General features: G+C 48.1%; 13 protein-coding genes. 9 read left to right on the top strand and 4 right to left on the bottom strand.

From position 1 onward, the window contains the following. A partial coding sequence (locus tag VK497_02680) for an endo-1,4-beta-xylanase (protein ID HMI09281.1) occupies positions 1-279 on the top strand: 279 nt, incomplete at its 5' end. Between the two features lie 18 nt (positions 280-297). Continuing rightward, positions 298-1,455, top strand: coding sequence for an alanine racemase (alr, locus tag VK497_02675; GenBank protein HMI09280.1), 1,158 nt, complete (start codon positions 298-300; stop codon positions 1,453-1,455). Here the strand turns inward: alr and VK497_02670 are convergent, their stop codons facing one another. Further along, positions 1,456-2,598 (bottom strand): hypothetical protein, encoded by a 1,143-nt coding sequence (locus VK497_02670; GenBank protein ID HMI09279.1) that lies wholly within the window; start codon positions 2,596-2,598, stop codon positions 1,456-1,458. Between the two features lie 41 nt (positions 2,599-2,639). Next, positions 2,640-3,215, bottom strand: coding sequence for a metal-dependent hydrolase (locus VK497_02665; protein ID HMI09278.1), 576 nt, complete (start codon positions 3,213-3,215; stop codon positions 2,640-2,642). An 80-nt stretch (positions 3,216-3,295) separates the two neighbouring features. On the opposite strand from VK497_02665, the gene VK497_02660 reads away from it, so the two are divergent. Both VK497_02660 and VK497_02655 read left to right on the top strand, forming a co-directional pair. Then, positions 3,296-4,603 carry an RsmD family RNA methyltransferase gene (locus VK497_02660; protein ID HMI09277.1) on the top strand — a complete coding sequence of 436 codons (1,308 nt, stop codon included), beginning with the start codon at positions 3,296-3,298 and terminating at the stop codon, positions 4,601-4,603. A gap of 34 nt (positions 4,604-4,637) precedes the next feature. Next, entirely contained in the window at positions 4,638-5,123 is a 486-nt protein-coding gene (locus VK497_02655) for a prepilin-type N-terminal cleavage/methylation domain-containing protein (protein HMI09276.1), read from the top strand. A gap of 3 nt (positions 5,124-5,126) precedes the next feature. On the opposite strand, the gene VK497_02650 is transcribed toward VK497_02655, so the two are convergent. After that, on the bottom strand, positions 5,127-5,618 hold the full coding sequence (locus VK497_02650) for a hypothetical protein (GenBank protein ID HMI09275.1): 492 nt from the start codon (positions 5,616-5,618) through the stop codon (positions 5,127-5,129). Positions 5,619-5,663: 45 nt separating this feature from the next. On the opposite strand from VK497_02650, the gene VK497_02645 reads away from it, so the two are divergent. After that, positions 5,664-6,236: a hypothetical protein gene (locus VK497_02645; protein HMI09274.1), complete on the top strand. Its 573-nt coding sequence runs from the start codon at positions 5,664-5,666 to the stop codon at positions 6,234-6,236. A 5-nt stretch (positions 6,237-6,241) separates the two neighbouring features. Beyond that, positions 6,242-9,562, top strand: coding sequence for an ATP-dependent DNA helicase (locus VK497_02640; GenBank protein ID HMI09273.1), 3,321 nt, complete (start codon positions 6,242-6,244; stop codon positions 9,560-9,562). Positions 9,563-9,610: 48 nt separating this feature from the next. On the opposite strand, the gene VK497_02635 is transcribed toward VK497_02640, so the two are convergent. Then, on the bottom strand, positions 9,611-9,829 hold the full coding sequence (locus VK497_02635; protein ID HMI09272.1) for a hypothetical protein: 219 nt from the start codon (positions 9,827-9,829) through the stop codon (positions 9,611-9,613). Positions 9,830-9,876: 47 nt separating this feature from the next. Here VK497_02635 and VK497_02630 point away from each other — a divergent pair, with 47 nt between their 5' ends. From VK497_02630 to VK497_02620, 3 genes are all read left to right on the top strand, one after another. Further along, on the top strand, positions 9,877-10,038 hold the full coding sequence (locus tag VK497_02630; protein ID HMI09271.1) for a hypothetical protein: 162 nt from the start codon (positions 9,877-9,879) through the stop codon (positions 10,036-10,038). 214 nt (positions 10,039-10,252) lie between these two features. Then, positions 10,253-10,519 carry a hypothetical protein gene (locus tag VK497_02625; protein ID HMI09270.1) on the top strand — a complete coding sequence of 89 codons (267 nt, stop codon included), beginning with the start codon at positions 10,253-10,255 and terminating at the stop codon, positions 10,517-10,519. A gap of 9 nt (positions 10,520-10,528) precedes the next feature. Then, positions 10,529-11,130: tRNA-dihydrouridine synthase family protein (locus VK497_02620; protein HMI09269.1), on the top strand; the 602-nt coding region annotated here is incomplete at its 3' end.

Genomic DNA, 11,130 nt, shown 5'->3' with positions numbered 1-11,130 from the left:
CAACAACTTGCCAAACTCGGCCTGGAATCCCGTATTTCAGAAATGGACGCGTACGATGATGACGGCACCGCGACACAGGCGAAGCAGTACCAAAACGTATTTGCCGCGTGCATAAGCGAACCTAGCTGTAAATCATGGACAACATGGGGCGTCTCAGACCGTTACGACATGTTCAAAGACGAAGGTGTCGTAAACTACGGACACGACTTCTTATGGGATGACAAAATGCGCCCCACTAAAGCCCTTACGGGTATTCTGACGAGCCTTACCCAGCCTTAAATCTGTTAAAATGAGCATATGTCTCTTCAAACGAATATCTCCGCCTTACGCAAAAAATTCGAAAAAGAATACGTCGCGCTTAACCGCGTTGAGGTATCCCGTTCGGCAATAATACATAACGTCGGATTGTTCGAACGGCTCACCAGTAAAAACGTTATCCCCGTCCTAAAAGGGAACGCGTACGGGCATGGCATCCAGCTTGTCGCTAAAATTTTGAAAAAGAAAACAGTGCCCTACATTGCCGTTGACGGGTACTTCGAAGCACTAAAGATACGCGAGGTGAGCAACCAGCCGGTACTCATAATGGGCGCGGTCCTACCAGAAAATTTTGCCCGCCTAAAATATGATAATTTTACATTTGTCGTCGATAACGAAGTGGTAATCCAAGCTCTTGGCCAAACTGGTAAGAAAATAAAAGTCCACCTGGAATGCAATTCGGGCATGAACCGTTACGGCGCAAAGCCAAAAGAAATTGCCGGCTTAACTAAATTAATCCTAAGCTACAAAAACCTTGAACTTGAGGGTGTTATGAGCCACCTCGCTGACAGCGACGGCGACGAGCCTGATACGGTCAACCAAGCCGTCGCAATATTTGACGCCTGCGTTGAAACAGTCAAAGCGGCAGGCGCTAACCCGACAATGTTTCATGTCGCGCAAACTGCCGGCAGTCTAAAGGCAAAATCCAAATACGCTAACGCAGTCCGAGTAGGCATCGGCACATACGGCATTAATCCATTTGCTCCAACGCACGCCCTATACGAAAAATTACATGCCGGATTGCAACCAGCCCTTAAATTTACAAGTACCATCACGAAAGTAATCGAGCTCGAAAAAGGCGATAAAGTTAGCTATAACTACACCTTTACAGCGCCATACAAAATGAAAATTGGCGTTTTGCCACTTGGCTACTATGAAGGGATAGATCGGGCACTAAGTAATAAAGGTATCGTTAAGACTAACGAATCGTTTGCGCCAATTGTCGGCCGGGTTTGCATGAACCATACAATGATTAATTTAGAAAACGCGGATGCACAAGCCGGAAGTGAAGTGGTTATCTACAGTAATAATCCTAGTGACGCAAACGCGGTAGATAACATAGCAAAAACCTACGAGCTATTTAACTACGATCTTCTTGCTTCACTAAGCCCTGATGTTCGGCGCGTTGCCGTAGACTAGCTACGCGGCTCTTTCAACAACCAAAGCACCTGCCATTCTTCCCATTGAAGCAGCGACCCGAGCGGCACTGCCACCTTTGGCTCGATAGAGCCTGTCCATCGTATCTAACAACTCAGCTCTTTCAGGGCTTACGACGTCCAAGAGCGGATAGGTAACATCCCAAAACTCAGAAGGGAAAACGAGTGGGCTAGCTCCTCGTCTGACAGGTACTTGTTCCCCCGCTGCTCCATTTTTATCATTGGTAACGTGCAGAGTAGGCTTTCCTAATTTAATAGCATGGAGCGACAAGGTAGAATGGGGAAGAATAGTTGCGATGTCCGAAGCTGCAAGAAGTTGGCGGTATGTCCAGTTTTCAGTATTATGAAGCCGTATTCCTCTACGTCTAAATGCATTTTGATATTCAAGCAGACTCGTTAAATCACGCGGATGAGGATTGAATACGACGGAAATATCTTCCTTGTTCTTTGCTAATGCTTCAGCAAAATCATCTACGAGTTCTAGGGTATCTACCGAGCTAAAGCAGGCAATAAGCGTGTCGGCGTTGGACAGCCCTAACGCACTTCTTGCTTCTTTTCGTAACGTATCCGTGCTATCTCTATCAATTAAATAGTCGAGTGCCGGCTGGCCCGTTACCTCAATCTTAGATGCAATGTCCGTAATCACATGCCCATATTTTTTTACAAGCCCTTGCCTTGCAAACTCATCCAAAGTCACGATATGATCCGGCAAGGGAAGACCTTCCCTGATGCTACGTTCAAAATCCAGTTCAGCTGATCCGTAATAATCTTCAACGAAGACACGTTTAGCGCCCGGAAGCGCTCTTGCGATCTTCGTATGCATATCCGTCTTACTTGAGACACCAGTCATATATGCTACCACGTCACCCGAGGCAGCGAGCCTATCAATAACTACGCCACCCGGCTCATCAAAGGGTATGAGACTAATATCTTTGACGTTCACCAGCGAATCATACGCACAGTCAGCCGCCAGCACGGTCGTACTAAGATCAGGATTATTAGCCAAATGTGATAGCGTAGGCCAGATAGAGTCCGCTTCCCCCGGGTTACGTGCACCGACAACTACCCCTATATCATGAGGCCCTTCCACGGATGGGAGGAGTTTGAAAGCAGATATCTCAGACATACGGATAGAATTCAGATTTTCAGATTTGTATTATTCTTATCTTACACGATTCGCTTATGAATAAGATCTAAAATTGCAGAATAATTTATTCCAAAATAGAGAATATCAAACAGCAAGATCACAACAAACACAATTCCTTCGCCAAGTTTACCCGTCGTAACGCGCATCGCCTTAATAGGCGGGAAGCCAAACTTAATCGGCAGAGGCAGTAGCCATGGCACGCCTTCTTTTGTAATCGTATCCATGACAAGGTGCGAAAGCATACCTATCATAAACGCCCACCATACAAAATCAGCGTCAATATTCGGCATGATCGGGTGAAGAAAGGCGAGAAGCGCCCGGACACCGAATCCAAACAAAACGAGCCCTAGGATGGAGTGCGTAATAAAACGATGGCCGCCCATCATCTTGCCAATCACTCGTCCGAAGAAACCCCCAATGGGCAGATTACGCCAAAACGGCGCTACGGGCTGGTCGATATCAGGGGCGATTCCGCCTAGCTGATTAGCTAAAACCGCGACAAGGACAGTGGCCAGCGACATCGTTTTAGACGGCTGGGATAAAACCATTACCCCAAAGGCGGTTATCGCCGCAAGATCATGCGTCCGTGCTTTCATGCTGTTAGTGTAGCATTATGGTTATGTTTTGTAATCTGTAAAGTTATGTAAATATGCAATAAATAGGTATAATTAGATCAATGAGTAAAAAAGTTCTTCCTATCGTCCAAGTTACCTTGGACAAGATCATTGGTGGCGGCCAAAGCCTGGGCACGCTTGAGAGTGGCAAAAAAGTTTTCGCATGGGGCGGTCTGCCCGGTGAAAAGGTAGAAATACAAGTTACCAAAAAGAAATCCAGCTTTGTTGAGGGAATCGTTATCGAAGTCATCGAACCTTCAAAAGAGCGGGTAACGCCGACCGACGAGGATAGTTACTTGTCGACAAGTCCATGGCAAATCATGTCATTTGACACCGAGCAGCACTACAAAGCAGCGCTTATCGAAGAAGCGTTCGAGCTTCATGACATCGTTTTGCCAGAACCAATCACCGTATACACCGATGGCAAAGAGTACGAATACCGAAACAAAATTGAATTCAGCTGGTGGTGGGACAAAGAACTTGATCAGCTTGATCTTGCATTCTTCCAACGTGGATCACACGGCAAACTGCCCGTTACCGGCACAAGTTTAGCCCAACACGCGATTAACGCGGCAGGGCAGGCAATCCGCGACGTGCTTCGCAAACGCGACCTACAGGCGTACCAATTAAAAACAGTTATTATTCGTGCTACCCAGGACGGCAAAGCCGCAATGCAGCTTTACGTCAAAGACGCTGACTTTGAGCATCTTACCGAACAGGAACTCACGGCGCTCGGCGTTATCGGATTCGAATTGATCTTTTCTAACCCAAAAAGCCCGGCAAGCGTTATTACCGAACGGTTACAGGCTTGGGGTGAAACAACCCTCACAGATACGATTTTAGACGTTCCTTTTACGTACGCCGTTGAAGGGTTCTTCCAAATCAACGTGCCTGTCTACGAACAAGCCCTTCGCGACATGAAAAAATGGGTTGATCCCGCAAAGCCATGCGTTGACATGTACAGCGGCGTTGGCACGATCGGTCTGACTATCGGCGGCGAAAACGTCACGATGGTCGAGATTAACGAGCACGCCGTCCGTGAAATGGAACGAAACATTACCGCTATGAAGCGTGAAGAAACCATGAAGGCCATCCTCGCCCCGAGCGAAGGCGCACTCGAGCATATTACGGCCGATGCGACGATTATCGTCGACCCGCCACGCGCAGGGCTTCACGATGACATTATCCAAAAACTGCTTGAAGTAAAACCTGACCGAATTATCTACCTAAGCTGCAACCCCGTCACGCAGGCCCGGGATACCGCTAAACTCGCCGAGGTGTACGGTGTTAAAACCCACCAAGGTTACAACTTTTTCCCTCGCACGCCGCACATCGAACATCTTGTCGTTCTCGATAAACGCCCAGCTTGACGGGTTAGTTCAACCCTAGTAAAGTAAAGACAATATGAAAAGCAAAAGCGGTTTCACACTAGTTGAACTTTTGGTCGTTATGGTAGTTATTGCTATCTTAGCGAGCGTTGCGCTGGTGACATATGCGCGCGTACAGCGCGATGCCAATGACAATACCCGCAAAGGAAATGCCGCCATTATTGCCGAAGGCCTCGAAAGATATTACGACCAAAATGGCGAGTATCCGTCAGTAACGGCACTGGTTAACAACACGGCAGGTAATACCGGTACTGTCGTTGCCGCAAAACTCAAAATAGCCGTAGCCGTCCTCGACATGCCTAATATGGCTGCCGGCGCGACAAACGCGCTATCTTCGACCGCCGCATCCCAAGCTAACGATTACATTAATTACACCGCGTCAAGACCCTCTAACGAACCCTCGTGCCAGACAACCGCAGCGGGTGGTTGTGATGAATTCACCCTAACCTACTTTGACGAAACGGGAAGTACTATTACCGTCACCAGCCGTCACCAGGTCTAGCGCCTAGCTGCTTGTTTTAATGCGACGGTAGGTAAACTTAGCGGCAACCCGCCAATTTGCCCGCGAATCGCTGTCGTAACGGTAAATTTCACCGTTTTTCACTTCGCTAATGAGAACTAACCCGGGGTTATACGGCGCAAGCGTTTTATAGAAAATAATATCTTCTTCGTTAATATGCCCACGGCCCGGAAAAACATCGCGAAATTTTTCGCGGCCAATCGCGTCAAAATAATCCGTTTGGCCTCTTGGTGGCAAATAAAGCTCTGCCTTTAGCCCCATCCTGGAAATTATTTTCCTGACGTCGCTCAGCAGAAGTTTCGAGTGTCCATGGACGTATACGAAAAGCTGTTTTTTCTTGGTTAAAAAGACCGTTGCCGAAGCGCTACGGCTAACATCGGCCTGACGAATGATAACTTGGCTAATCTCGATGTCCAGACCGAAGCGATCCTTCGCAATGCGCTCAAGCGCCATGTCATCGTAGATTTCTTCGTTCATACTTTATTCATTGTAACACCCTTGCGCTGGTATTAAAAAGAGTATATGGTTATTATTATGGCACACCCCGAAATTATCGAGCACCCACCATTTCCTCTAGTTGACCTCTTGGACGGCAATGTTCCTACCGTAAAAAGTATCTTAGATAGGCCACTTGAATTAGACCAGCGTCATAATCTCGTCGTCAAACACAGCACCCTTTATGAAATAGGCAACCGGACTCTTTTAACCGTGGCTAATCAAAACCTACAGGGTCTCGACATGGCCGCATTTTCCTATGGGCTGAAGGTTTTTGAGGTCATCGCTGGAACGATCGAGCCAAAACTGTCAATCGAAGAGCATGACAGCGCTAATGCGACGCGTCCTATCACCAGCGTCCACGACAATCTAACCTATGATTTCGATGGCACGCTTGACAGCATACGCGAAGAATTCCAGACAGCAATGCCTAAACTTGCTGATCTAATCGGGCAAAACGCTCTTAAGTGGTACGGTGATAGCGCTAAGTATATGGCAGGGAGCGCGGGCGTTATGCGCTATCTTGAAGTACGCGCGAGGACACGGGCCACCGAGCTACAAAGCAATCCTATTATAGAGCCTTCTTCTAAGCTACAATAGGAGTAATGGATTTTGATACCCGCTACCGTAAGTTAAACGCTGCTCAAAAACAGGCTGTCGACACGATCGATGGGCCGTTAATGGTTATAGCCGGTCCGGGGACGGGCAAGACCGAACTTCTAAGCATGCGCGCCGCCAACATTCTGAAAAAAACGGATACGTTGCCCGATAACATCCTCTGTCTAACGTTCACCGATAGCGGGGCGAATGCCATGCGCGAACGTCTGACGCAGATCATTGGGGCTGACGCGTACAAAATCGCTATCCATACGTTTCACAGCTTTGGATCTGAAATCATTAACCAAAATGGACAGTTTTTTTACCAAGGCGCAGGCTTTCGTCCAGCAGATGAATTAAGCAGCTACCAACTACTTCGGACTATTTTAGACGGGTTAGACTACAACAATCCGCTCGCTACTAAAATGAACGGTGAATACACGCATATCCGTGATATCACCTCAACTATTTCCGAACTTAAAAAAAGCGGCCTGGTAAGCGCCGAGCTGCTAGGCATTCTTGATGCCAACGACGCTGTCATCGAAAAAACCGAACCGCTGCTTGCCACCGTTTTTGCTGGACGCATTAGCAAAGCGACCATCGATCAGCTGCAGCCACTCGCCGGACAAATACGGAATTTTGACGGTATTATTGAATTACCAACCATCCCGTCACTCGCCGTCGTACTCGCCGATAGTCTCGCGCAAGCCGTCGATGACGCTGCGGCGCAAAACTCAACCAAACCCATTACCGCATGGCGCAACAAGTGGATGAAAAAGAATGAAATCGGCGAGTTTATCCTAAAAGCCCGCGAACGGTCCGTTAAGCTCCGCGCCGTCAGTACCGTGTACGATCAGTACCTTAACCGCATGCAAGAAGCCGAATTATACGACTTTGACGACATGATCCTGCGCGTCGTGCATGCCATGGAAGTGTTTCCTGAACTTCGCTTCAACCTTCAAGAAAAATACCAATACATTATGGTTGATGAGTTCCAAGATACCAACCTTGCGCAGATGCGCATTCTTTTAGACCTCACGAATAACGAGGTAAACGCCGGCCGGCCAAATGTCATGATCGTCGGAGACGATGACCAGGCGATTTATAGCTTCCAGGGTGCAGACATCAGCAATATCGGTACATTCCGCATGACATACGACCAGACAACTTTAATAACGCTTGTCGATAACTACCGCTCGACCGAAACAATTTTAACGCATGCCCGCGGTGTGATTACTCAAGGGTCTGATCGTCTTGAAGACCACATCACCGAACTAGATAAAACGCTCCAGGCTCATTTTGAAGCAAGCCAGACGGATGTTTCTCTCGCTGAACTGCCGAATATTAGCAATGAACGATCTTGGATCGTCGAGTCAATCGAGCAGCAGATTAAAAACGGAGCCGCACCAAATTCCATCGCTGTCCTTGCACGTCGCCACCATGAACTCGTCGCGCTTTTGCCGTATCTAGCCGAAAAGGGAATTAATGTTAACTACGAGCGCCAAGACGACGTTTTACAACTGGATATTATCCAGTTGATTGAACATGCCGCGGCACTGCTCGTTGCACTTTTCGAGCAGCGTCATCAAGATGCAAATAGCCTGCTTCCGAAACTCTTAGCTCATCAATCGTTTAAGATCGACCCTACGTCACTATGGAAACTAAGTCTTGCCGCATCAAAAAACCGTGAATCATGGATGGAGATCATGGCAGTCACACCCGAATTTATTGCCATCCATGAGTGGCTGATTACCGGGTCGCAAATGCTTGCCCATACACCACTTGAGCAAATGCTCGATTACATCGTTGGCACACCAGAGAAGCAACGGATAACATTAGGAGGAGGGACCGCAGGCACAGAAGACGAACAAGAAAAAACATTCGTTTCTCCGTTATATACTTATTTCTTCTCAAGCGAAGAACTAGCCTCGACACCTGATCTTTATCTGACCTACCTAGAGGCTCTGCGCACCATTCGAACCAAACTCTGTGAATATATGCCAAACGAAGTGCCCAAACTCCAAACCTTTCTGGAATTCATCCGGCTTCACCGCGAGTTAGGCAGTACTATTACATCTATTAGACCGCGCAGCACAAAGATCGACGATGCTATTTATCTCATGACCGCGCACAAATCAAAAGGACAAGAGTTTGATCACGTCCATATTATCGGGGCAATCGACAGCGCATGGGGTGAAAGAGTCCGAACCCGCAGCCGCCTTATTGGTTACCCAGAAAATCTGCCGCTCGCACCGGCGGGCGATACGTTCGACGAACGCCTGCGCCTATTTTTCGTCGCCATGACTCGTGCTCGCAAAAACCTAACCATCAGCTACTCGCTTGCAAATGATGATGGAAAATCTACGCTTCGAGCAAGCTTCCTCACGAGCGATGCATGGATAGCGTCTACGCCCGCATCAGCAAATACAATCGACGATTTAGTCCACGACGCCGAACTTATGTGGTATCGGCCTCTAACCACGCCGATCCATCCTACGATGAAAGAACTGCTACGCCCAGTGCTTGAAAACTACAAATTGACGATTACCGATTTAAATAGTTTTCTTGATGTCACCCGCGGCGGTCCGCAAATGTTCCTACTGAACAACTTACTTAAATTCCCCCGAGCTGTCAGTCCAAGCGCAGGGTACGGAACAGCAATTCATGCAACACTTCATCATGCCCACACGCATGTCGGCGCAACAGGCAGCCACCACCCAATTGAGGATATCCTGCATGATTTTGAAGAAAACCTAAGCGCACAACGCCTGAGTGAAGCAGACTTTAACCAATACCTCGAACGGGGAAGTGCAGCCCTTACGACGTTTCTAGCGCACAAATATGAGTCATTCTCGGTCAGTCAAAAACCAGAACTCAGTTTTGACTACCAAAACGTATTCATTGGCGACGCCCATTTAACTGGAAAGTTAGACCTTGTCGATATTAACGAAGGCACAGCAATCGTTACCGACTACAAAACAGGGAAGCCATCGCGCAACTGGACAGGTGGGACTGACTACGAAAAAATTAAACTGCATAAATTCAAGCAGCAGCTAATGTTTTACGACCTACTCCTCGCACATTCACGCGACTATAGTAAATATACAACCGAAAAGGGCGTCCTCCAATTTGTTGAGCCGACAATGCGAGGTGAAATTTTAGCGCTTGAAGCATCATTCACAACCGAGGAATTAGCACGCTTCACAAGATTAATCCAAGCCGTGTGGCGCCATATTACAACGCTCGATCTACCCGACGCCAATGAATACGAACCTACCTACAAAGGTATGCTTGCCCTCGAAGAACAGCTCCTTGACGAAACAACCTAAAAGGTATATAGTGAAAGTAAGTATCACCTAGCAATATATCAATATGTTCTAGTCGAGGTACTTTAAAAACTCGACAGGAAGTTCTCCATAGACACCCTCGGCGCTGAACTTGATAACAAGCGCAGGTTCGCGTCGGGGGCCACCAAGCGCGGGCGCGAGTTCACGTATCGCTCGTCTGCATAACGACTGACTCTGCACACCCCACACCAGTGGAGCGGTCGTTATAGCGAGTAGTGGACTCGTGTCCGCCCCGTCTTCAGCCTGCACAACCGTGCATGTTGACCCTACAACACCTTCGAAAGGAGGTGAAGCACTTGTCTACCACCAGGCAGCAGGCTCTCGACGCGGCCAAGAAGAAGCCCGCGGATCGTTCGCCGGAAGAGCAGGGTCACATCGACGCCAACAAGGGCGATCAGGCTGTTCGCAACGTGGACTTCGAGGCCAAGCGCCAACAGCGTGCCTACGGACCCGGCTAACAGTCATCGACTGACGCTTCGGCGTCCGCTTGGCTCTCACGGAGTCTTGCGGACGCCTGGCGTCCAGTCTTTACCCGAGGACGCACCCTGTCGAGTGTCTCACATTCTTCACAACCATCCGGTTGTGGCGAGCGTGAGACATTTTGTTTTCATTCAGTTTATGGTATAATGAAGACTCGATAGAAAATCTTAGACAAGGAATATCAGCATGACAATGACTGAACGACACCCTTTATCAGGAGAAGTACCAACTACAAAACCGGATCAAGAGTCTAGGGATTCATTTAGAATACAAACTAGCGAACTAGCTCTTGCTAGAACAGCACTGGAATCTGACTGGGGACCTGGCCGGACAAAGTTTGCGCAGGATCTTCTTACCGGAACTGCAGCTATAAGAGCAGCGGAAAATCGACATAGAAGCGAAGAAGGCAAAGAGCTTTTACCTGAAATCGTATATGACTCACAAGGCGACGCTTCCTAACAGTTTAATATGAACAATTTCTGGCACGAACTACCACGACCTTTCTTTATTTTGGCCCCTATGGAGGCTGTGACTGACGTGGTTTTTCGTCACGTGGTAGCATCGGCTGCAAAACCTGACATCTTTTTTACCGAATTTACCAATGCCAGTAGCTACTGCTCGCCAGCTGGTGCTCATAGTACGCGCGGACGACTGGTTTTCACCGACGATGAGCAGCCGATGGTCGCCCAGATTTGGGGTGATAGACCTGAGGAGTTTGCGTATATGGCAAAAGACCTCGCAAAAGCAGGTTACAGAGGTATCGATATCAATATGGGCTGTCCCGTTAAAAATGCTGTTAAGGCAGGTGGTAGCGGCCTTATTCGCCAACCCGAACTTGCCGCACAACTCATAGCAGCAACCAAAGAAGGTGGTCTTCCTGTAAGTGTTAAGACACGTCTTGGTTACAGCAATATCAATGAGTGGCACGATTGGCTGACACATATTTTAAAGCAAGACATCGCCAACCTAACGATCCACTTACGTACTCGTAAAGAAATGAGTAAAGTCGATGCGCACTATGAATTTATTGCCGACATTAAAAAACTTCGCGATGAAATTGCACCGAATAC

It is taken from the genome of Candidatus Saccharimonadales bacterium (assembly GCA_035317825.1).
Taxonomy (GTDB): Bacteria; Patescibacteriota; Saccharimonadia; order Saccharimonadales; family Saccharimonadaceae; genus DATHGB01.
This window is presented reverse-complemented; position numbering and strand designations above follow the sequence as displayed.

Coding starts and splice junctions, on each gene's coding strand:
- alr (HMI09280.1), top strand. CDS start 298: ATGTCTCTTCAAACGAATATCTCCGCCTTACGCAAAAAATTCGAAAAA.
- VK497_02670 (HMI09279.1), bottom strand. CDS start 2,598: ATGTCTGAGATATCTGCTTTCAAACTCCTCCCATCCGTGGAAGGGCCT.
- VK497_02665 (HMI09278.1), bottom strand. CDS start 3,215: ATGAAAGCACGGACGCATGATCTTGCGGCGATAACCGCCTTTGGGGTA.
- VK497_02660 (HMI09277.1), top strand. CDS start 3,296: ATGAGTAAAAAAGTTCTTCCTATCGTCCAAGTTACCTTGGACAAGATC.
- VK497_02655 (HMI09276.1), top strand. CDS start 4,638: ATGAAAAGCAAAAGCGGTTTCACACTAGTTGAACTTTTGGTCGTTATG.
- VK497_02650 (HMI09275.1), bottom strand. CDS start 5,618: ATGAACGAAGAAATCTACGATGACATGGCGCTTGAGCGCATTGCGAAG.
- VK497_02645 (HMI09274.1), top strand. CDS start 5,664: ATGGTTATTATTATGGCACACCCCGAAATTATCGAGCACCCACCATTT.
- VK497_02640 (HMI09273.1), top strand. CDS start 6,242: ATGGATTTTGATACCCGCTACCGTAAGTTAAACGCTGCTCAAAAACAG.
- VK497_02625 (HMI09270.1), top strand. CDS start 10,253: ATGACTGAACGACACCCTTTATCAGGAGAAGTACCAACTACAAAACCG.